Source organism: Frankia gtarii (assembly GCF_025403375.1).
Taxonomy (GTDB): domain Bacteria; phylum Actinomycetota; class Actinomycetes; order Frankiales; family Frankiaceae; genus Frankia; species Frankia gtarii.
This window is the reverse complement of record NZ_JAMPTM010000071.1, coordinates 1-21,082: the sequence shown is the minus strand read 5'-3', so window position 1 is coordinate 21,082 and position 21,082 is coordinate 1. Positions and strand designations below refer to the sequence as shown.

The following is a 21,082-nucleotide window of genomic DNA, read 5'->3' as shown; positions in this document are numbered from 1 at the left end:
ACGACTGGGTCCGGGCTCGGTGTACCTACTGGCCACCACACCCTTCGCATCTTTCCGTGATCATCTGTGCACAGAATCGCGCCAAGGGGTAATTACGCTTTTCGGCCGCGGAGCCGTGTTCAGACCTCGGCACGATCTGGCCTCGGTCTGGCCTCGGTCTGGCCTCGGTCTGGTCGGAAACCACGAGGGCGGGCTGGGCTGGCGGCAGTGGTCGTTCGGCGCAGGCAGGGCTCGTGGACGGCTACCTGGGGTCACGAGAACGCTGAGGTTCAGCGGGCGACGGGGTGGCCGCGCAGGACGATGAGGTCGGGCGCGGCGAGGACGCCGACGTCGGCGCGCGGGTCGGCGGGGTAGACGACGAGGTCGGCGGGGGCACCCTCGGTGAGCGCCGGATGGCCGAGCCAGGCACGGGCCGACCAGGTGGCCGCGGACAGGGCGGCCTGTGCCGGCAGGCCGGCGCGGCGCAGCTCGGCGACCTCGGCGGCGACCAGCCCGTGCGGCAGGCTGCCCCCGGCGTCGGTGCCGACGTAGATGGGGATCCCGGCGTCGTGGGCGGCCCGCACCGTGTCGTACCGACGGGCGTGCAGGGCCCGCATGTGCCGGGCGTAGGCGGGGAACTTCTCCTCGGCGCCGCGGGCGATGCCCTCGAAGGTGGCGATGTTGACCAGGGTCGGGACGATCGCGACCCCCCGCGCGGCGAACAACGGAATCGTGTCCTCGGTGAGCCCGGTGGCGTGCTCGATGCAGTCGATGCCCGCCTCGACGAGGTCGGCGAGCGAATCCTCGGCGAAGCAGTGGGCGGTCACCCGGGCGCCGGCCGCGTGGGCCGCGTCGATCGCCGCCTTCGCGGCGTCGGCGGGCCAGCAGGGGGCGAGGTCCCCGACGCCGCGGTCGATCCAGTCGCCGACGAGCTTGACCCAGCCGTCGCCGCGGCCGGCCTGGGTGACGACCTCGGCGACGAGGCCGTCCGGGGAGACCTCAGCCGCATAGTTGCGGATGTAGCGGCGGGGACGGGCGATGTGCCGGCCGGCGCGCACCAGCCGGGGCAGGTCATCGCGGTCGTCGACCCACCGGGTGTCGGCCGGGGAGCCGGCGTCGCGCAGCAGCAACGCGCCGGCGGCGCGGTCGGCGATGATCTGCTCCTGCGCGGTCGGCCGGTCCACGGCACCGCCCGCGTCGAGGCCGACGTGACAGTGCGCGTCGACCAGACCGGGCAGCACCCAGCCGGACACTGTACGCACGTCCCGGGCCGCGATGCCGACGGGCGCAGTGAAGCTGACCCGACCATCGACGACCCACAGCTCGTCGCGGACCTCCTCCGGCCCGACCAGCACCGTGCCCCGAATCCGCAGGGTCGGCTGACTCGTCACCATCGCGCCGTCGCCCTCGCCTCGGGAACGGCCAGCCCGGTACCGGCCGCTGTCCTCATGTTCGCCTCCGGCCCCTCCATCGGGCCCAGTCTGCTCTTTTCCGACGCCGACGGCACACCCCGGCACACCCCAAACCAAGACCGGGCACGGGGCGCGCCGAGGCTGGGACGGCGGTGCCGGCCTCAGACGTCGAGCTGGGTCTCGATGGCGCGCAGACGGTGGCGGGCCAGGGCGAGGTTCGCCCGCCCCTTGTCCAGCACCAGGTAGAGGAACAGGCCGCGGCCGGAATGACTCTGCAACAGGCGGATCAGATGGTACTGACGGCCGAGCGTGATCAGGATGTCCTCGATGGTGTCCTGGAGGCCGAGGCTCTCCATGGTCCGCAGCTTCGCCCGGATGACCTCGGTGTTCCCGGCCGCGGCCACCTCCAGGTCGAGAGTGTGCGCGTTACCCACCGTGCCGAGGGTCATGCCGCTGGTGAAATCGACGAGGGCCGCCCCGAGCGCCCCTCCGATCTCCAGTGACTCTTTCAGCGCTATATCGACACTGTTCATATCGCCTCCCGCGTTGTCGAGGTGAACGGCAGCCTCGCCGCCGCCCGTGTGCATCGACGCCTGCTCACGCGAGCCGCGCGTCGACAATCGTCCCCGCATCACAGTCCCTCGCAGACTTCGAACCGCCCGATCTACGACTGCTCGTCCAACTTTAATCGGCCGCGACCGGAACGCACGAGGCTGAACGAAAAAGGTACGTCCGCGGACAGAGAGACCACATCCACCGACAACCGCCACCTCGACCCGAAAAGAAGCCCTAACAACTTAATTTAACGAGCGGATATCTTTGGGTAGGCATCGAACAATCATTAGGATGATGGTGTCCGGACGACAGAAGGTCGATCGGGAGGGCCGTCCCGCCCGCGGCAGGCACGGCCGGTCGTGCCGCCGATGCCGCCGATCCGCTTGGGCGGTAGCGGAAATCCCCCTGCCCGGGCGCCATGATCCGGTGTTGCGTGGGGTAGGAGCGGCGGCATGGCCGATCACCGAGCGACATGGCACCGGGACAGGCTTCGGCGATCCGACGAGCGGCCGGACAACGAGCGGCGGGACGACACGCGGGACAGCACACGGCGGGACGACACGCGGCTGAGCGAGGCCCGGCCGGCGGGCCGTCGGTCCAGCCCGCGAGGCACGCTGCGGACGGCCGTCTCGGTCCTACTCCTGCTCGCCACGTTGCTCTGGGCTGGATGCGGCTCGCAGCCCGGGGACACCGCGCAGCAGGCCGCTGCGGCCCGGCGCGCCCCTGCCGACGCTGCCAACCCGACCGGGCCAGCCGCGGCGACCAGCCCGACGGGCCAGGGTGACGCCGCCGGTCGGGGTGACGCCGCCGGTCGGGCGGGATCGATGCCCGCGCCCGGTGTGGTCGGCCACGGCGACGAGCCCGGACGGCCCGCGGCCGGGGGCGCGGGCGCCCCGCAGCTCCCGATGGGCGGTCGCACGCTGCTGCCGCACTATCGGATCGTGGCGCACTACGGCTCGGTGGGCGGCGGCGCGCTCGGCGTACTCGGCGAGGGGACGCCCGAGCAGGCGGCACAGCGTGTGCTCGCGGCTGCGGCGCCCTTCGCCGCCGGCGGCCGGCCGGTGCAGCCGGCGATGGAGCTCATCACGACCGTCGCGTCGGCCTCACCCGGAGCGGATGGGCTGTACAGCTCCGCGCTGTCCCCGGAGGCCGTCGAGCCCTACCTCGCCGCTGCCCGGACACACCGGATGCTGCTCATCCTCGATCTGCAGCCCGGGCGCGGGCGCTTCCTCGACCAGGCGCGTCGGTACGAGCGGTTCCTGCAGGAACCGGACGTCGGGCTCGCCCTCGACCCGGAATGGAAGATGGGGCCGGACCAGGTTCCCGGCCGCCAGATCGGCAGCAGTGACGCGGCCGGGCTGAACGAGGTCTCGGCCTGGCTCGCCGGCGTCAGCCACGCGCACAACCTGCCACAGAAACTATTCGTGATACATCAGTTCACTGAATCGATGCTGCCCGACCGGACGGCGATCGCGGCCCGGTCGGAACTCGCCACCGTCTTCCATATCGACGGCTTCGGCGTCCGTCAGGACAAACTCGACAAGTACGCGCTGCTGGCAGCCCGGGCGCCGTTCTTCACCGGGTTCAAGCTTTTCCTCGACGAGGACACGAACATGTTCAGTCCGGCGGAGACGCTGACCCTCACGCCCCCACCGGACCTCATCACCTATCAGTGAGCGTCATCGTCTGACAGCGACCGTCATCGCCCACCGGCGAGCGACACTCAGCCCCGCCACCACGGCCCGGTGATGGCCACGGTGAAGCCGTCCACCTGCACGTTTGCATACAGCCAGCGGCCGTCCCGGGAGAAGGTGGCGCCGGCCCATTCGCTGCCGCTGCCCGCGTTACGGGCGAGCGGGTACGGGGTACCGTCCGCCGACGGGGCGACGAGGTACTGCTCGCCGTCGCCGTCCTCGCACAGCACGATCCCGCCGAACGGCGAGACGGTGATGTTGTCGGGCCCGTCGAACCGGCCGCCTGGCTCCAGGCGCAGGACCAGTTCGAGGGTGGAGCGCTTCGGGTCGAACCGCCACACCTGCCCGGAGTGGTCGGCCGCCGCGCCGGCGGACTTCTCCGCGTAGCTGGAGACGATGTACGCCGTGCCCTCGGACCAGAAGATGCCCTCTGCCTTCGGCACCCGGGTGATCTTCGCGTCCTCGAACTGGGCCCGGACCGACACCGTGGTCGCGTCCGGATCGGGCACGTCCACCCAGGTGACCGGCAGCGTGGTGTGCAGGTCGTGCACGGCGGACAGGTCACGCACGGCCGGCACCGACAGGGCCTGGAGCTTCCCACCGGCCCGCAGGCTGCCCGCGCCGCCGAGCGGACGCCGCGGCAGGAACCGGTAGAGCAGCCCGTACGGCTTGGACGCATCCTCGGTGAGGTAGACGGTGCCGGAGCCCGGGTCGATCGCCACCGCCTCGTGCGGGAAGCGGCCCAGCGCCGTCAGCGGCACCGGCGCGGCGTCGCGCAGCCGGCCGAAGGGGTCGACCTCGAAGACGTAGCCGTGCTTCTTGGTCAGCGCCGCCTCGGTGGCCGGGGTGGCCTCGGTCTCCTCGCAGGACAGCCAGGTCCGCCACGGCGTGCCGCCGCCGGCGCAGTTGCGGTAGGTGCCGGCGAGGCTTGGCACCTGGCCGAGCAGCCGGTCGCCCGCGACGGTGACAGTCGTCGTTCCCCCGGGGCAGGCCGGGTCGTAGACGAGGCCGGGGCGGTGCGGCACCGCCGGAATGGTCGTGCCCGGCGACAGCTCGTGGTTACGCACCAGCACGCTGCGGCCGATACCGGCGGGGAAGGCGTACATGCCGTCATGCGCGCCCGGCACCACGCCGCCGCCGTCCAGGGTGTCCTTGCCAGCGCGGGAGAAGACCGTGTACCGGAAACCCGGCGGCAGATCGATGATCTTCTTCGGGTCCGCGACGAGTTCCCCGTAGCCGCGGAACGCCTTCGGTGCCGCGGCGGTCGCGGGCCCCGCGAAGACCGCCTCCACCGCCCCCGCCAGCGCGAAGCCGAGACCGGCGGTCCCCGCGCCGGCCATCAGCTGTCGACGATTCACAACCATGCGTGTCCTCCTCCGGCGCCGGTCCCATCGGCGCCGCAGGGAACGCTGTCAGCCGAAGGTGACCGGAGATCGACACGAACGGAAACATCAGTGCACGTACAACCGACCGTTACCGGGCGAATTTCCCGCCATGCGACGAGCTCGCCGCGCAGATCAGCTCGGCCGGCGGCCGGCATCGTCGGGATAGACGACCATCGCACCGGGTGGCATGGTCACCCGCACCGGCGTTCCCGGTGCCAGCGCGAGGCTGCGGTGGATCGGCACATCTGCCATCAGCGCCGGTTCGCCGGCCAGGTGGACGCGGACGAATCCAGGGTGCAGGACGACTCGGCGGACCTGGTCGGTGCGGCAGACCCCGCCCGCGCCAGCCGCAGGGCCGTTACGACCCGCCGCGGGGGCGCCGCGGTCCGTTGCGAGGGCGCCGAGTCCCGTCGAGACGTCGCCCGTCCCGCTGTTGAGACCGGGTGGGTCACTGAGACCGGGTGGGTCGTCGGGCCCGGTGATGCCGAGCTGCAGCGCGGCGGGGGCGACCGTGCCGAGGACCGGCCCGTCGGCGCAGGCCGGGGCCGGCACGCGCAGGTCGCCGAAGTGGGCGACGCCGCCGACGACCTGTCCGGTCACCAGGTTGGTGCCGACGAGTCTCGCCACGAAGCGCGAGCGCGGGCTGGCGACCACGTCCGCGGTCGGGCCCTCGTCGACCACGCGGCCGCCGTCGATGACGGCGATCCGGCTGGCCAGGGCGAGGGCGTCGTTGGGATCGTGGGTCACCAGCACCGTGCAGCCGGGGTAGGAACTCAGATGGTCGGCGAGATCGTCGCGCAGGTCCAGGCGTGACTCGGCGTCCAGCGCCGCAAAGGGCTCGTCGAGCAACAGCAGCTCCGGCCGGGGCGCGAGCGCGCGGGCCAGCGCCACTCGCTGCGCCTGGCCGCCCGAGAGGGTCTCCGGCCGGGCGTCGGCGTATCCGCCGAGGCCTACCCGCTCCAGCCAGCCCGCCGCGACGTCCGCGGCCGGCCGCTGTCGCATTCCCCGCGCCCGCAGGCCGAAGGCCACGTTGTCCAGGACGGACAGCCGCGGGAAGAGCCGATAGTCCTGGAACATCACGCCCACGGAGCGTTGTGCCGGCGGGATGAAGGCGCCCGTGGACGGGTCGTCGAGAACCGTGCCGCGCAGCTCGATCCGGCCGGTGCGCAGTCGGGTCAACCCGGCCAGGCAGCGCAGGGCGGTGGACTTGCCCGCCCCGTTCGGTCCGACGACGGCGACCACCGTTCCCGGCGCCACCGCGAGCCCGGCGTCCAGGGTGAACGCGTCCCGGCTGACGCCCAGCCGGGCGCGCAGCCCGGCGCCCGGTTCGCCGTCGGCCGCCGACCCGTCGGATCCACCGCCGTCCCGGCCGTTGTGCCCATCCCGTTCGGCGGTCACCCGTTCGGCGGTCACTGGTGGCCGACCATCCGGCGTCCGCGCAACACCAGCAGGACGGCGAGCGACACCACGAACAGCACCAGGCTCAGCACCACTGCGTCCTGCGGCTTGGTCTGTAACGCGATGAACACGGCCAGCGGCGTCGTCTGCGTGGTACCCGACAGGTTCCCGGCGAAGGTGAGCGTCGCGCCGAGTTCGCCCAGCGCGCGGGCCCAGCACAGGGTCGCCCCCGCCATCAGCGACGGGCTGAGCATCGGCAGCGTGATGCGGCGCAGCACCATGAGCCGCCCCGCGCCGAGTGTCTCCGCCGCCTCCTCGAAGCGAACCCCCGTCTGCACGATGCCGGCCTCCACCGTCAGGATCAGAAACGGCATCGAGACGAACGCCGAGGCCACCATGACGCCAAAAGTGGTGTAAGGAAGCGAGATCCCGAACTCGCGGTAGCCCCACCGGCCGACCAGCCCGCCTCGGCCGAACGCGTACAGCAGGGCCACCCCGCCGACCACCGGTGGCAGCACCATCGGCAGGGTCACCAGCCCGCGCACCAGCCCTCGACCGGGGAAGCGGCCGCGGGCGAGCAGCCAGGCGAGCGGCACCCCGAGCGCGATCGAGAGCAGGGTCGCCCCGATCGGGCAGATCAGCGACAGGTACAGCGCGTTGCGGACGTCCGGGGTGCGCAACTGGGCCGAGATGTCGGTCCACGGCACATTCGCGAGCAGCCCGGCCAGCGGCAGCACCAGGAACGCCACCGCGAGCAGCGCCGGCGGGACCATCCACAGCGGCAACCCGAACCCGCCCAGGCGGCCTGCCGACCGCCGGCGGCGCGGCCGCCGCGGCGGGTCGGCAGGCGGGGGCGGGCTCAGGGGATCAGGAACCCGAGCTGCCGCAGCTGGTTCTGCACGCTCGGCGTCGTCAGGAACGAAACGAACTCGCGGGCGGCATCCGCATGCTTCGCGCCCTTGAGCACGGCCGCGCTGTATGCCGCCGGCATCTGTTCGGCGTCCGGAATGTCGATGCCGGTGACCTTGGAGTTGCCCTTGAGGTCGGTGGCGAACGCGATGCCCGCGTCGGCGTTCCCGGTGACCACCCGCTGGACCACGCTCGGGCTGCCCTCTTCCTTCGAGGCCGGCTTCACCGTCACCCCGGCCTTCGCCAGGGCCTGCTTCGCGTACAGGCCGACCGGCGTGGACTCGTCGCCCAGAATCGTCGTCACACCGGGCTTGCCGAGGTCGGCCAGCGAGGTGATCTTCTTACTGTTGCCCGCCGGGACGACGATCTCCAACCGGTTGTGGGCGAACACGGTCGGGTCGCCGGCGAGCAGACCGGCGTTCTTGGCCTGCGTCATCGACTCGACGCCCACGGCGAGGAACGCATCGCCGGGAGAACCCTGCTGGAGCTGGATCACCTGGGCCGGCGAGTGACCGAAGTTCGGTGACACCGGGGATTCGGGATGGGCCTTCAGGAACGCCTTGTCCACCAGCGGGAGAGCCGTGGCGAGCGTGCCCGGAGCGAGCACGATGATCGAGCCCGGCGCGGCGCTGGCGGCGGGCATGGACATGCCGTGGCCACCCATCGAGGCCATGGCCGAGGGGGCAGCCATGGCTGGGGACGTCGACGGAGCCGTGCTCGCCTCGGCTCCGTCCGAGCCACCGCTCGAACCGCATGCGGTCAGGACCAGAGCGAGCGCCGAACCCGAGGCGAGGAGCGGCGCCGATCTGCGAAGGATCCCCCGGACTGTCATGGGCTATACATACCGATGCCTGGCGAGAGGCGCAACGATTTCTCCGAAAATACGGCGAAAAACGCGGCCTTAACCCGCAGGTACGGCATATCCATCGCATCCTGACGCTCATGTGCGTCGCCGCCAGGGGTCAGCGGTCCGCGCGCCGAAGATCGACACGTACGGACACGTCAGTGCGCGTTCAACCGACCGAACCACGCGCTGGCTGTAACTACGAGAACGCTCCTGGTCACGCCGGCCGGCAACGACTCCGATCCGGCGGCCGAGGTCACCCCCTACCCGGGCCGGTCCCGGGCCGGCGGTCGATGCCGCCGGGCCGGGACCGCAGGAGCGGGGCGGGGTCAGCCGACGCCGACGGTGTCGTAGTCGGCGATGCGCAGGGACATCGTCTCGGCGAGTCGGGCCATGCTGCCGTCGATGAGCTTGAGGTCGCGGATGGCGAGCTGCCCGTCGTGGACGGCGCCGGCCAGCTCCTCACTGCGGCGTTCGGCCCGGTCGAACAGCGCCGAGGACCGGGTGTAGGTCGTGTCGCGCGGGCCGTTCAGCGCGGCGGCGATGACGTCCAGGGATTCGTGCAGAGTCGCGCTGGCCCCCTTGATCTCGCGCCGGCTGCCGAGGTCGAGCGGGGTGGCCCGATCGACGTCGTGGACGAGGTTTCGGCTGTAGCTGCGCGACGCGCTGGCCAGGCGCATGAGCTCCCCGACGGACTCGTCGATCCCGCCCGTCACGTTGCGCCGCATCGGCAGGGCGGTGGCAACCAGGCTCTGGTAGGCGGCGTCGATGGCGCGGGCGTCGGCCCGCAGGACGGTCTCGCCGCTCGCCGGGTCTCCGACGGCCGGGTCTCCGACGGCCGGGTCGGCCACGAGGCGGGCGCTGGCGTGCTCGACGAGGTTCGCCACCGCCTCCACATAGCCTCGCACGGCGATCCGCAGGACCCGCCGGGTGCGCAGCGGGAACACCACCATGACGGTCGCGATGGCGACCCCGGCGCCCAGCGCGGTCTCCTCCAGTCGCAGTCGCAGCAGCGAGTTGGAGAACTCGTCGAGCTGGACGTAGAGCTGGGAGACCATCACGGTGATCCCGACGACCATGAAGGCGTAGTTGATCCGCATCAGGTAGAAGCCGAAGAACAACGAAATGAAGATGATCGCGAGCGAGAGCGCCGTGTTGTGGCCGACGGCGTGCGCGAGCACCGAGCCGATCAGGATGCCGACCAGCGTGCCGACCACTCGGAAGAACGCCTTGCGGACCTGCTCGCCGGAGTTGTTCGCCCCCATGAAGGTGATGAACGCGGCGATCACCGCCCAGTAGAACCGCCGACCCGACAGCAGGTCGCCGAGCGCGATCGCCGCCGAGACCGCCACCGCCATCTGGATCGCCGCGCGGACGTGGGGCGCAAGCCGGATGCGTCCGCCCGAGTGGACGCCCCGCTCCAGCGAGGCCGTGGCACTGGTCACCGCGGACCCGGGCAGCCAGCCGCCGAAGAGCATCACCGACGGTTGGAACACCCTCGCCGCCCCGTCCTCGGTCTTCGCCGAGCCCAGGGCGAGCCACTGGCTCATCGCCTCGGTCAGCGCGAGCACCGACCCGGCGAACCGGTGCGCGACGACGATCGCGGTGCGGTCACTGCTGCCGGCGAGCGGATCGGAGTCGTGATCCACCGCCCGTAGCAGCTCGATCAGAGCGCGCGCGTGGGTGTTGGCCGTCTCGTTGTCGCGGCCGAGAAGACCCTGCAGGGCCCCGCGGGCCTCGGCGAGCTGGTCGGCGGGAAGGTCGAGCCGGGTCATCGCCTGGGCGAACCGGGCCACGTTGGTCAGGGCCAGCTCGACGTCGAACAGGCGCTGGTGCAGCAGCTGACCCGAGGACCCCTCCGCCACCGCGGCCGGATCGCCGAGCTGCGCGTCGATCATCAGGGCGGCCTCGTTGAGCCGGACCAGCTGCCGGTGCAGACGCTGCTCCTGCCGTTCGCTGTGATCGGGATCGTCGAACAGCTCCAGGGCCAGCTTTGCGACCTTGCGGGCACGGGCGGCGTAGGAGCGCTGGGTCCGCCGCAGGTCCTTCGCGGGACGCGGAAAGAACAGCCCGAAGCGGACGGCGAGGGCCACCGCCAGCCCCACCCCGATCTCGGCGCACAGCCAGCCGAGATCATCCAGCGACACCGCCGCCCCGAGGAAGAACCCCAGGAAGGCGCCCATGAACAGCAACATGCCGCCGATGAACCCGCGCAGGCCGAACCGCCGGCAGTAGGTGCCGACCGCCAGGGACGCGGCGATGACGATCAGCGAGATCGTCCGATGATCGGCGATGCTGATGCCGAGCACAAGCATCGGGATCATGGGGACCGGCAGCAGGAGCATCGTCACCAGCTGGCCCCGCGGTGTCGGATCCGCCACCCCGAAGACCGAGATCAGCCCGATCAGCGCCCCCACCATCATGGCGATGACCTGCATGTAGTGGTTGATCGTCGCCACCTCGGCCGCCTTCGCGGCGGGCAGCGACGCACCGTGGGTCTGGACCTGCATCGCGTGGGTGGCCCGGACGAACAGGTATTCGACCAGCAGGATCAGCGCGATCGTCACGACGCAGTGCAGCGCCATCCGGAACCGGTTCAGACCGGGGTCCGAACCAAGAAAGCGATCCACCCACCCCCTGCGGAACCGCTCCGCCGCACGGGCCGGCGTAGCTGGGGTGGCGACTTCGAGCTGGACTTCGGCCACGCTCAACGCATACCTCCAACGGGGTCGCGATCCGCCCTGGTCAAGGACTGGATCGGTCAGATGGACGCAACATCGGATGGCTCGCTGCCCCCAGGAGGCGGCATCGCCCGGCGAACGACTTCGGTCGTCGAGACCGCGCCCGAGCGGGCGATGAACTCGGCCCGGCCGGCAACCCTCGCGGCGATCCACGCACATGACTATCCGATGCGCAGCATATTTGTATGCTAGCAAGCATTCCGCGAGCGGAAGGTCTGTTCCGCATGTGGGGGACGTGACAGGGAGCGGGGGAATAGGGGATTTCCCCGAGAGCCCTTCGGGCCGCTAAATGCGGCTGGGCGAAACGCGACTACCCGCACGAACGGTCCGCCGCCGGCCGGCCCGCGCCCGCCGCCCGTCCCGGTGGCGAGAGCGGCGGCCGGACTGGGTCCGAACTCTCCGTCACGGCGTGCCCGGCCGAGCAACCGGATCCTGTCGCGGTCCGCGGGGTGCCCGCCACAGCGTCCCGGGACCGGGACCACCCGACCGATCCAGCAAACCCGCTCTCCCCCAGTACGAGGATATGATCAACCGGTCATCAGGGTGGCGGGACATTACCACAGGTCAGAGCGGTGGCCTCCGAGCCGCGAGCCCGAGTCGCCACGGGGCGTGACGCCCCGCGGCGCCATGCCAACCCATCCGCCGCCTGGCGGGCCGCCGACCGCCATCCGCCGGCGACGCCAAGACCGAGGCTCCGGCCGACCAGGCAGGTATCGCCTCCGGAGAACAGCTCTCCGTGAGCAAGCCAAGTGGCCAGACGTGGACCGATCCGGTACGCCGGCCAGGTATGCCGACTCGGTGATTCTCGCCACTCCCTGAAATCCCTGCCGCGCCAAATTCCAGGATCGCCGCCGGTGTCGGCGTCGACGAAAAGGTGCACGGCGTCGTTTTCCGACCAACCGTTTCCCGGATCACGGTAGTTTCCGCGACCGGCCCAGCCCGTTGTTCTCGTTGAACGACAAAGGTCCCCGGTATCCGGCCGATGGGCCCTCTCCCCCGACCGACAGCTCCTGCCCGCCGGTCGCCAGGTGCCGCACCGCGGCCGAGAGTTCCTGCTCCGGGTCCGAGGGTTGCTGCTCCGGGTCCATGGGTTGCGAGTCCGGATCCATGGGCACGGTGGCGGCGGAGCGATCGCCGAGCAGGCGGGTGCCGTCGGGGAGACTGCCGGTGCTGGCCGCGTGGCGCAGGTACTCCCACAGGGTGCGCTGGAGCTCGACGGCGGCGCGGGTCGGCTCGACGTCGCGGCGCCGTGCCAGCCCGATCGTGCGTTGCAGCCCGGGTGCCACAAAAGGGGTCACCCGCATGCCGAGGCGACGGGCGACCATGCTCGGAATCACGGCGCTGCCGAGTCCCGCCGCGACGAAGCCAAGCACCGCATCCATCTCCCCGCCCTCGATCGCGAAGGTCGGCTCGAAGCCGACCTCCCGGCAGGCGGTCACGGTGGCGACGCGCAGGTCGTACCCGCGCCGGAACATCACCAGCGGATGGTTGCGCAGATCGGCGACATTCAGCGAGCGGCCGGTGACGACCGGCGGCTCGTCGAGGGAGGAGACCAGCACCAGGCTTTCCCGGATGAGCGGCGAGGTGGCCAGGGCGGGGTCGGAGCTCTGCAGCGGCAGGATGATCAGGGCGAGGTCGAGCTCGCCGCCTGCCAGGTCGCGGACCAGGTCACGCGAGCCGCCCTCCTCGACCAGCAGGCGGATGCCCGGATAACGCTGGTGGAACAGGCGTAGCACGTCGGGCAGGAAGCCGGTGCACAGGCTCGGCGTGGCCCCGAGGCGAACCGTGCCGTGGCGCAGGTCGAGCAGCTCGGTGACCCGTTGACGCGCCGTCTCCGTGTCCGCGAGGATGCGCCGCGCCAGCGGCAGCAGCGTCTCCCCGGCCGCGGTCAGGCTGATGTTGCCCCGGGCGCGGTTAAACAGTGGTGTGCCGAGCTCCTGTTCGAGCGCCCGGACCTGTTGGGACAACGAGGGTTGCGCCACATGCATCCGCTGCGCGGCCCGGGTGAAATGCCGGGTCTCCGCGACGGCGACGAAATAGGCGAGCTGGTGGAGCTGCACGCCCGCCAGCGTAGACCTCGATAGGGGGCGACTATGGAGTCCAGGTTTATCATGTCTTGGACCACTCGAGGTGGCGGCTCTAGGGTGCGTGCGTGGCTGTAACAACCCCGACGCGACCGGCGCCCGCTGGACGCCCCCCGCGCCCCGCGCGGTCCTCCTTCGCCCCGTTGAACTTCTGGCGTTCTACGATCGGCAAGAAGACCGTGATGGCGGTCACCGGTCTGCTGATGTTGCTGTTCCTGATCGTCCATATGCTCGGGAACCTGAAGATCTTCTTCGGCCGAACCGACTTCGACCACTATGCCCACTGGCTGCGCACGATCGGGAATCCGGTCCTGCACGAAAGCTGGTATCTGTGGATCCAGCGGTTCGTCCTGGTGGTGGCCGTGGTGCTACACGCCGTATCGGCCTACCAGCTCAGCCGACGTGATCTGAAGGCCCGGCCGACGAAATACTCCCACCACCAACGGGCCAAGGCCGGCTACGCCACGCACATCATGCGTTACGGCGGCATCACTCTGGCACTGTTCATCGTTTACCACATCCTCGACTTCACCACGCTCACACTGAACCGCCACGGAGTCGACGGCGCCGCCTACGACAACATCGTGTCGAGTTTCAGCGTGTGGTGGGTCACCGCCATCTACATCGCCGCCATGATCTGCCTGGGCCTGCACATCCAGCACGGCTTCTGGAGCGCGGCCCAGACCCTCGGGTACAACCGGCCGAGCCGCGACCGTGCCTTCAAGGGCGCGGCGACGGGTCTCGCCGTGCTTCTCACGGTGGGATTCCTGATCGTTCCGGTGTCGGTCCTCGCCGGCCTCGTAGACTGAGAACGAAAGAGGCTGACATGTCGTTCTACAGACTCGGCGACGATATCGCCGACACCACCGCGCCGGACGTGCCGATCGAACAGCGCTGGGACAAGCGCCGCTTCGATGCCAAGCTGGTCAACCCGGCAAACCGCCGGCGACACACCGTGATCGTCGTCGGGACGGGCCTGGCCGGCGGAGCCGCCGGGGCCACCCTCGCCGAGCAGGGTTACCACGTCATCCAGTTCTGCTACCAGGACTCGCCGCGCCGCGCGCACTCCATCGCCGCGCAGGGTGGCATCAACGCCGCGAAGAACTACCGCAACGACGGCGACTCGGTCTACCGGCTGTTCTACGACACGGTGAAGGGCGGCGACTTCCGGTCCCGGGAGTCCAATGTCTACCGGCTCGCGCAGACGTCGACCCAGATCATCGACCAGTGCGTGGCGCAGGGCGTGCCGTTCGCCCGCGAGTACGGCGGCCTGCTCGACACCCGGTCGTTCGGTGGCGTGCAGGTCGCGCGCACCTTCTACGCCCGCGGCCAGACGGGCCAGCAGCTGCTGATCGGTGCCTACCAGGCGCTGTCGCGGCAGATCGACGCCGGCGGCGTGGAGATGCACGCGCGCACCGAGATGCTCGACCTGATCGTCATCGACGGCCGCGCCCGCGGCATCGTCGCCCGCGACCTGGTCACCGGCGAGATCTCGACCTACCTGGCCGACGCGGTCGTCCTCGCCACCGGTGGGTACGGCAACGTGTTCTACCTGTCGACGAACGCGAAGAACTCCAACGCGAGCGCGATCTGGCGGGCCCACCGGCGCGGGGCCTACTTCGCCAACCCGTGCTACACGCAGATCCACCCGACCTGCATCCCGCGTTCGGGCGACCACCAGTCCAAGCTCACCCTGATGAGCGAGTCGCTGCGCAACGACGGCCGAATCTGGGTGCCGAAGAACCCGGGCGACACCCGTTCCCCGGACCAGATCCCCGAGGACGATCGCGACTACTACCTCGAGCGCATCTACCCCGGCTTCGGCAACCTGGTCCCCCGCGACATCGCCTCGCGCGCGGCGAAGAACCAGTGCGACCTGGGCCGCGGGGTCGGCCCCGGCGGCCTGGGCGTCTACCTCGACTTCGCCGACGCGATCAAGCGGATGGGCGAGGCCGCCGTCCGCGAGAAGTACGGCAACCTGTTCGAGATGTACGACCGGATCACCGGCGAGGACCCGTACAAGGTCCCGATGCGGATCTACCCCGCCATCCACTACACGATGGGTGGCCTGTGGGTGGACTACGACCTGCAGAGCACCATTCCGGGCTGTTTCGTCGTCGGTGAGGCGAACTTCTCCGACCACGGCGCCAACCGGCTCGGCGCGAGCGCGCTGATGCAGGGCCTGGCCGACGGCTACTTCGTGCTGCCGCCGATGCTCGGCAACTACATCGCCTCCACCAAGCTCGACAAGGTCGACGCCAGCCACCCGGAGGTGACCGCGACGGTCGCCGAGGCGACGGGCCGGCTGGACCGGCTGCTGTCGATCGATGGCGAGCGCACCGTCGACTCGTTCCACCGCGAGCTCGGCGAGATCCTCTGGAACGAGTGCGGGATGGCTCGCACCGAGGACGGCCTGCGCAAGGCGCTCGGTCGCCTGCCCGAGCTGCGCGAGGAGTTCTGGCGTTCGGTGAAGGTGCCCGGCAGCGGCGCCAGCCTGAACCAGAGCCTCGAGCGGGCCAACCGGGTGTCGGACTTCCTGGAGCTCGGCGAGCTGCTGTGCGTCGACGCGCTGCACCGCGAGGAGTCCTGCGGCGGTCACTTCCGGGTCGAGAGCCAGACCCCGGACGGGGAGGCCCGCCGCGACGACGACCGGTTCGCCTACGCCGCCGCCTGGGAGTTCGGCGGTACCGGAGGCACCCCGGTCCTGCACCGCGAGCCGCTCGAGTTCGACTACGTCCACCTCGCCCAGCGCAACTACGCGTGAGGCGGGGTCGGACAACCATGAGTCACGGAACACGAATGATCAACGCGCAACCCATGACCCGCGCGCTCCCGAAGAACCACGACAGCGCAGACAGCGCAAGGAGCCGACCGTGAAGCTCACCCTGCGGATCTGGCGCCAGGCCGGCCCGGCCGAACCCGGCCGCATGGTGGCCTACGAGGTGCCCGACGCGAACCCGGACATGTCCTTCCTGGAGCTGCTCGACGTGCTCAACGAGCGGCTCACCCTGGAAGGCGAGGACCCGGTCACCTTCGACCACGACTGTCGCGAGGGCATCTGCGGCTCCTGCGGTGTGGTCATCAACGGCCAGGCGCACGGGCCGCGCGCCCTGACCACCACCTGCCAGCTGCACGTGCGCTCGTTCTCCGACGGCGACGTGATCGACATCGAGCCCTGGCGCTCGGTTGCGTTCGGCGTGCTCAAGGACCTGATGGTGGACCGGTCGGGCCTCGACCGGATCATCCAGGCCGGCGGATACATCAGCGCGCCGACGGGCAGCGCCCCCGAGGCGCACTCCACCCCGGTGCCGAAGCCGATCGCGGACTCGGCGTTCGACAACGCCACCTGCATCGGCTGCGGGGCCTGCGTCGCCGCCTGCCCCAACGGCTCGGCGATGCTGTTCACCTCGGCGAAGGTGGCGCACCTCAACAGCCTGCCGCAGGGTGCGCCGGAGCGGGCGAGCCGCGTGCTCAACCTGGTCGAGGCGATGGACGCCGAGGGCTTCGGCGGCTGCACCAACACCGGCGAGTGCACCAACGCCTGCCCGAAGGGCATCCCGATGGACAGCATCGCGACCCTCAACCGCGAGTACCTGCGCGCCTCCCTCGGCCGCAAGTAGCCCGCGCCACACCACCCGTCCGACCTCCCGGTCCTTCCACAGGGATGAATCAGACCGAAAATCCTGTGGAAGGACCAGGAAGAAGCCGGCACGCGCCCCGTCGACGGCAACCCCCGTCGGCGGGGCGCCGCCGCGTGGCAGCTCCGTGGCCGTGTGGCAGCTCCGTGGCCGATCCGTGGCCACTACTCGACGATGTCGGGTAATCACGGTAATCGTGGCAATCGTGGCATAAGTCGCGGAAGGGACGGAACCGCGGCACTACCGTGCCCGCCGGCGGACCATGGTGAGGGTGGGCAGACGGACGCGGGACGTTCCCGATCAGGTGGCGGTGATCGGCGGCGGGATGGTCGGGCTGTGCGTGGCCTGGTTCCTGCAGGAGCGCGGCGTGCGGGTGACCGTTTTCGACCGGGACCAGCTCACCACCGGGCCGACCTGGGCCGGCGCCGGCTCGTCGTGGGGCAACGCGGGCTGGCTCACCCCCGGCCTCGCCACTCCGTTGCCGGAGCCGGCGGTGCTGCGCTACGGGCTGCGGGTGCTGCTGCGACCGGACTCGCCGGTATACGTGCCGCCGGTCGCCGACGCCGGGCTCGCCCGCTTCGTCGCCGGATTCGTCCGGCACAGCACGAACAGTCACTGGCGGCGCGCCATGCGGGCGCTCGCGCCGCTGACCCGGGCGGCTCTCGGCGCGTTCGACGAGCTCGCGGCGGGCGGAGTGAGCGCGCCGACGCTGGCCGCCGCGCCCTTCCTCGCCGGCTACCGGGACCGCGCCGACCTCGACGCGCTGCTCGTCGAGCTCGCCGAGGTGCGCGCCGCCGGCCAACCGGTCGACGCCGAGGTGCTCGACCCGCTCGCCGCCCGCGACCTGGAACCGCTGCTGTCCGAGCAGGTTCGGTACGTCGCCTCTGTGCACGGGCAGCGGTACTGCGACCCGGGGCGGTTCGTCGCGGCCCTCGCCGACAGCGTGCGGGCCAGGGGCGGCGTGGTCCACGAGACGACGACCGTCGCGGGCGTGCGGGAGGTCGGCGACCGGGTCGAAGTGGTCGGCCCGGCCCGGACGGCGGGAGCGTTCGACGCCGCTGTCCTCGCCACCGGCGCCTGGCTGCCCCGGCTGGCCCGGCCCTTCGGGGTCCGCCTGCCCGTGCAGGCCGGCCGTGGCTACAGCTTCCACGTCACGACCGGACAGCCGCCGAGCGGGCCGATCTACTTTCCGGCCTCCCGGGTAGCCTGCACGCCCATCGGCGACGGCCTGCGGGTCGCCGGGATGATGGAGTTCCGCCGCCCCGACGCGCCGCCGGATCCGCGCCGCACCCGCGCGGTGGTCGAAGCCACCCGCGGCCTGCTGCGCGGGGTCGACCTCGACACCCGCACCCATGAATGGGTCGGGCCGCGCCCCTGCACGCCAGACGGGCTGCCGCTGATCGGCGCGAGCGCGTCACCACGGGTGTTCGTCGCCGGCGGCCACGGCATGTGGGGCATCACCCTGGGCCCGGTCACCGGCCGCCTGCTCGCCGACGCCGTCGTCGCCGGCACGCCCGCAGCCGACCTGGCCCCCTTCGACCCGCTGCGCTGAGCGGCGAACCCACCACGCGTATCAGTGTGGCCGAGGTGGGTTGACGCACCCCGCCCCGGCCGCACTACCTGGTGTTACCAAGCTCGATCAGGCCTCGGTACGGGTGGTGGCGTTAGCACCCCGGCGACGCCGAGCCGCGACCCGCAGCAGCGCACCGCCACCGAGCAGGGCCACCGCGATCGAGGCCATGGCCCCGGTCTCGACCCCGGTGAAGGGCAACGCTCCGCCGACGGGCGCCGCGGCACCCGCACCGACGCCGCCGCCGCCGCCGACGCCCGCCCCGACCACGCCCACTCCGGGGGCACCGCCGACGAAGCACGGGGCACCGTCCCGCTTGTCGCCGTCCTTGTCGTCCTTGTCGTCGAACCAGTCCCCGTCCTTGCCGTCCTTGGTGTTACCGCCGTTACCGCCGTTCCAGCCGTCCTTGCCGTCACCGCCGTTCCAGCCGTCCTTGCCCTCACGGCCGTCCTTGCCGTCCTGGCCGCCGAAGCCGTCCTGGCCGCCGAAGCCGTCCTGGCCCTCACCGCCGTCCTTGCCGCTCCGCTCGTCGGCCTGCGGCAGCTCGCCGTTGTCCCAGCCGTTGTTCAGACCGTTGTCGAAGCCGTCCTTGCCCTCACCGCCGCCCTTGCCGTCCTGGCCGCCGAAGCCGTCCTGGCCGCCGAAGCAGCCGTCGCGGCCGAAGATGGGCTTGTCGAACGCCGCGGCTGGCGAAGCCGGCAGGGCGGCGAGCGCCATGCCGCCGCCTGCCACCAGCGCGACTCCGAGGGATCGGAACTTCATACAGGCACTCTCCCTGCGGATCATCAGGTCAAGCAGTTGGACGATTGACTACACGGAGAGTATTGATGATTACTCTCCGTGTCTACAACCTTCCACAGTCAGCCCCTGACTCTGCGTGACCAAGGGGAGGTGACCGGCACCCCCTCGACGTCGAGACGCTCGGGAACCGGCAGCGGCTGGGGACGGACTGCGAGCGCGGGGCCCGCCTGCGGCTCCAGCACCTTGAGCTCCAGGGTCCTGGTCTGGCCGCGGTCGACGGTCAGGTAGGTGGAGACGATGGGCAACCCGTCCTCGGAACCACTGGTCATCCCGACCGGCTGACCGTCGAGATGCGCCCCCGCGAACAGGCTGTCCCGACCCGTGTACACCGACAGCCACACGTTGTTCTGGGCCTGCGGGTTGCCCGGGGAACTTCGGAGATCGCCCCGGTTGCGGACGTACCGCGGCAGGCCGTCGGGGGCCGCGTTGGTGAGTTGGATGGCGATTGTGACCGCGCCGGCGCCGTTCGGCAGGCGCTGCACGTGATAGCTGGTCCGGCGGCGTAGCCAGTAGTCGAGCTTGCTCGCCGTGGCATTCTGCGTGACAACGGCGAGAAAGGGACCTGGTCCCGCCGGCAGCGCGCCACCCAGCGCGGTCGTCGAAAGAACGTCCTGCTCGTCGGCGTGGTTACTGGACACAGTGAGCCGACCCTCTTCGGCCGCCCTGGACATGGCGGTGAGAAGCTTCGCCATGTCCCCGCCGCCCGATTCCACCGCCGCATAGACAGCCTGACCCACCTCGGCGAAGTAACGGTCCCGGGCTGCCACCGTCGGAATGCGGGCGTACACCTTGGACTCGACGAGGTCGACCAGGTTCGCCGCGCTGACGACCTGGCCGCCCGGCAGCACCGCGGGCCGGCTTGCCGCCAGCAGATAGGACAGCGTCGTCGGGTCGACGCTGATGGTGCCGTCCACATCAATGCCGGTTCCGGCCTGGTAGAGATGGGAGTAGAGCTTGCCGGTCGTGGGGTAGTCGGGCGTCAGGTTGGCGTTGGCCCACACCCGGTCCGGCCAGAACGAGCCGTAACGCGCCGCGAACGGGCCCTGCAGCGGGGTGGCCGGGGTCTGCTGGGTGGGGCCGCCGGGCAGCGCGCCATTGCCGGAGATGCCTGCGAGGGACAGCCGCCCCCGATCCGCGGTCAGCAGCCCGAAACCGCCGATGATCCCGCCGTTCGCCCGGGACTCGGCGGGGTTCTGGACGATCAGCAGGTAACGCCGCTGCTGGGAGGCGCCGAGCATCTCCGGCCCGATCCGGGCCGCCAGGGCCACGCTGTCCAACGCCCCGGACAGGGACCGGCCGCGGTCGATCATCTCGGCACGGGCGTCGTCGACGCCGCTGACCCGCCCCGGCCAGCCGCAGGTCCCGGTGCCTTCGGCGGCCGCCTGCAACGCCGACAGTGCCGCTGCGGCCCGCTCGGCCGGGATGCGGGCCGCCGCCAGCGCGGTGACGTTGATCGTCATCTGATGGCGCAGCCGCTCCGGGTTCAGGTCAGCGCCGAGATCCGCGACGGCGGGCAGCCCGGCGCCTGCCATCGCGTCGACGGCCCGCACGAGCGCCGCCGCCGAGCGCAGCGGGCACCCGGCCCACGGCACCCGACCGAACGCCGACCACACGGGGTCGCCGGTGAGCGACCGGGCGGCCCGGGCCCGCTCGGCGATACCCGCCACCTGCGCCCGCAGCTCCCCCTCGGCCGGGATGTCCCCGGCCTGCACCTGATGCTGCAGCGCCGCGATGCGCGTGCGAGCATCGTCGAGCTGCGAGCGAGCCATCAGGCCACGGACGGCCACCCAGCCGGCGAGGCCCACGATCACGGCGAACACGATCGCAAGGCCGCCGACCGTCCAGCGGGCCCACCCACCGCGTCGGCGGGACGCCTCAGCCCCGCCCGCGGGCTGCCCCCCGTCCACGCTGGCCGCGGCCCGCTCCCCGGCCGCATCCGTCACACCGCTCGCACCGATCTCGCCGGCCACACCTATCTCGCCGGCCACACCTGTCTCGGCGGGTACGGCTGCTTCGGCGGGTACGGCTGCTTCGGCGGGTACGGCTGCTTCGGCGGGTACGGCTGCTTCGGC

At 71.2% G+C, this 21,082-nt stretch carries 15 protein-coding genes; 5 read left to right on the top strand and 10 right to left on the bottom strand.

Features of this window, described 5'->3' with window-relative positions; translation table 11 throughout:
* Positions 1-269: 269 nt before the first annotated feature.
* Together NBZ83_RS13030 and NBZ83_RS13025 are read right to left on the bottom strand one after the other, a co-directional pair.
* Positions 270-1,373: an amidohydrolase family protein gene (locus tag NBZ83_RS13030; RefSeq protein ID WP_261575018.1), complete on the bottom strand. Its 1,104-nt coding sequence runs from the start codon at positions 1,371-1,373 to the stop codon at positions 270-272.
* 179 nt (positions 1,374-1,552) lie between these two features.
* Complete coding sequence (locus NBZ83_RS13025; protein WP_261568391.1) at positions 1,553-1,924, bottom strand: hypothetical protein; 372 nt, start codon at positions 1,922-1,924, stop codon at positions 1,553-1,555.
* 474 nt (positions 1,925-2,398) lie between these two features.
* On the opposite strand from NBZ83_RS13025, the gene NBZ83_RS13020 reads away from it, so the two are divergent.
* Positions 2,399-3,622: a hypothetical protein gene (locus tag NBZ83_RS13020; protein ID WP_261568392.1), complete on the top strand. Its 1,224-nt coding sequence runs from the start codon at positions 2,399-2,401 to the stop codon at positions 3,620-3,622.
* A 47-nt stretch (positions 3,623-3,669) separates the two neighbouring features.
* On the opposite strand, the gene NBZ83_RS13015 is transcribed toward NBZ83_RS13020, so the two are convergent.
* From NBZ83_RS13015 to NBZ83_RS12990, 6 genes are all read right to left on the bottom strand, one after another.
* Positions 3,670-5,004 (bottom strand): alkaline phosphatase PhoX, encoded by a 1,335-nt coding sequence (locus NBZ83_RS13015; RefSeq protein WP_261568393.1) that lies wholly within the window; start codon positions 5,002-5,004, stop codon positions 3,670-3,672.
* Between the two features lie 153 nt (positions 5,005-5,157).
* On the bottom strand, positions 5,158-6,438 hold the full coding sequence (locus NBZ83_RS13010; RefSeq protein ID WP_261575017.1) for an ABC transporter ATP-binding protein: 1,281 nt from the start codon (positions 6,436-6,438) through the stop codon (positions 5,158-5,160).
* A complete protein-coding gene (locus NBZ83_RS13005; protein ID WP_261575016.1) occupies positions 6,435-7,208 on the bottom strand; it encodes an ABC transporter permease in 774 nt (257 codons plus the stop codon). The genes NBZ83_RS13010 and NBZ83_RS13005 overlap by 4 nt, the downstream gene beginning before the upstream one ends.
* A gap of 74 nt (positions 7,209-7,282) precedes the next feature.
* Positions 7,283-8,023 carry a molybdate ABC transporter substrate-binding protein gene (gene modA, locus NBZ83_RS13000; protein WP_261568396.1) on the bottom strand — a complete coding sequence of 247 codons (741 nt, stop codon included), beginning with the start codon at positions 8,021-8,023 and terminating at the stop codon, positions 7,283-7,285.
* A gap of 482 nt (positions 8,024-8,505) precedes the next feature.
* On the bottom strand, positions 8,506-10,806 hold the full coding sequence (locus tag NBZ83_RS33330; protein ID WP_261575015.1) for an FUSC family protein: 2,301 nt from the start codon (positions 10,804-10,806) through the stop codon (positions 8,506-8,508).
* Positions 10,807-11,828: 1,022 nt separating this feature from the next.
* Positions 11,829-12,977, bottom strand: coding sequence for a LysR family transcriptional regulator (locus NBZ83_RS12990; RefSeq protein WP_261568397.1), 1,149 nt, complete (start codon positions 12,975-12,977; stop codon positions 11,829-11,831).
* A 167-nt stretch (positions 12,978-13,144) separates the two neighbouring features.
* Here NBZ83_RS12990 and NBZ83_RS12985 point away from each other — a divergent pair, with 167 nt between their 5' ends.
* The 4 genes from NBZ83_RS12985 (at position 13,145) to NBZ83_RS12970 (ending at position 18,191) form a co-directional block, all read left to right on the top strand.
* Positions 13,145-13,810: a succinate dehydrogenase cytochrome b subunit gene (locus NBZ83_RS12985; RefSeq protein ID WP_261568403.1), complete on the top strand. Its 666-nt coding sequence runs from the start codon at positions 13,145-13,147 to the stop codon at positions 13,808-13,810.
* A gap of 17 nt (positions 13,811-13,827) precedes the next feature.
* Positions 13,828-15,765, top strand: a complete 1,938-nt coding sequence (locus NBZ83_RS12980) for a fumarate reductase/succinate dehydrogenase flavoprotein subunit (protein WP_261568398.1) — start codon at positions 13,828-13,830, stop codon at positions 15,763-15,765.
* Between the two features lie 109 nt (positions 15,766-15,874).
* On the top strand, positions 15,875-16,621 hold the full coding sequence (locus tag NBZ83_RS12975) for a succinate dehydrogenase/fumarate reductase iron-sulfur subunit (protein WP_261568399.1): 747 nt from the start codon (positions 15,875-15,877) through the stop codon (positions 16,619-16,621).
* A gap of 280 nt (positions 16,622-16,901) precedes the next feature.
* A complete protein-coding gene (locus tag NBZ83_RS12970; RefSeq protein ID WP_261568400.1) occupies positions 16,902-18,191 on the top strand; it encodes an NAD(P)/FAD-dependent oxidoreductase in 1,290 nt (429 codons plus the stop codon).
* An 87-nt stretch (positions 18,192-18,278) separates the two neighbouring features.
* Here the strand turns inward: NBZ83_RS12970 and NBZ83_RS12965 are convergent, their stop codons facing one another.
* Both NBZ83_RS12965 and NBZ83_RS12960 read right to left on the bottom strand, forming a co-directional pair.
* Positions 18,279-18,971 carry a hypothetical protein gene (locus NBZ83_RS12965; protein WP_261568401.1) on the bottom strand — a complete coding sequence of 231 codons (693 nt, stop codon included), beginning with the start codon at positions 18,969-18,971 and terminating at the stop codon, positions 18,279-18,281.
* A 98-nt stretch (positions 18,972-19,069) separates the two neighbouring features.
* Positions 19,070-21,082 (bottom strand): DUF4012 domain-containing protein (locus NBZ83_RS12960; RefSeq protein WP_438803309.1); only part of this gene is annotated, 2,013 nt, incomplete at its 5' end.

Excerpts from the sequence above, each read along its gene's own strand:
- NBZ83_RS13030 (WP_261575018.1), bottom strand. The coding sequence starts at position 1,373 with ATGGTGACGAGTCAGCCGACCCTGCGGATTCGGGGCACGGTGCTGGTC.
- NBZ83_RS13025 (WP_261568391.1), bottom strand. The coding sequence starts at position 1,924 with ATGAACAGTGTCGATATAGCGCTGAAAGAGTCACTGGAGATCGGAGGG.
- NBZ83_RS13020 (WP_261568392.1), top strand. The coding sequence starts at position 2,399 with ATGGCCGATCACCGAGCGACATGGCACCGGGACAGGCTTCGGCGATCC.
- NBZ83_RS13015 (WP_261568393.1), bottom strand. The coding sequence starts at position 5,004 with ATGGTTGTGAATCGTCGACAGCTGATGGCCGGCGCGGGGACCGCCGGT.
- modA (WP_261568396.1), bottom strand. The coding sequence starts at position 8,023 with ATGGCTGCCCCCTCGGCCATGGCCTCGATGGGTGGCCACGGCATGTCC.
- NBZ83_RS12980 (WP_261568398.1), top strand. The coding sequence starts at position 13,828 with ATGTCGTTCTACAGACTCGGCGACGATATCGCCGACACCACCGCGCCG.
- NBZ83_RS12970 (WP_261568400.1), top strand. The coding sequence starts at position 16,902 with ATGGTGAGGGTGGGCAGACGGACGCGGGACGTTCCCGATCAGGTGGCG.
- NBZ83_RS12965 (WP_261568401.1), bottom strand. The coding sequence starts at position 18,971 with ATGAAGTTCCGATCCCTCGGAGTCGCGCTGGTGGCAGGCGGCGGCATG.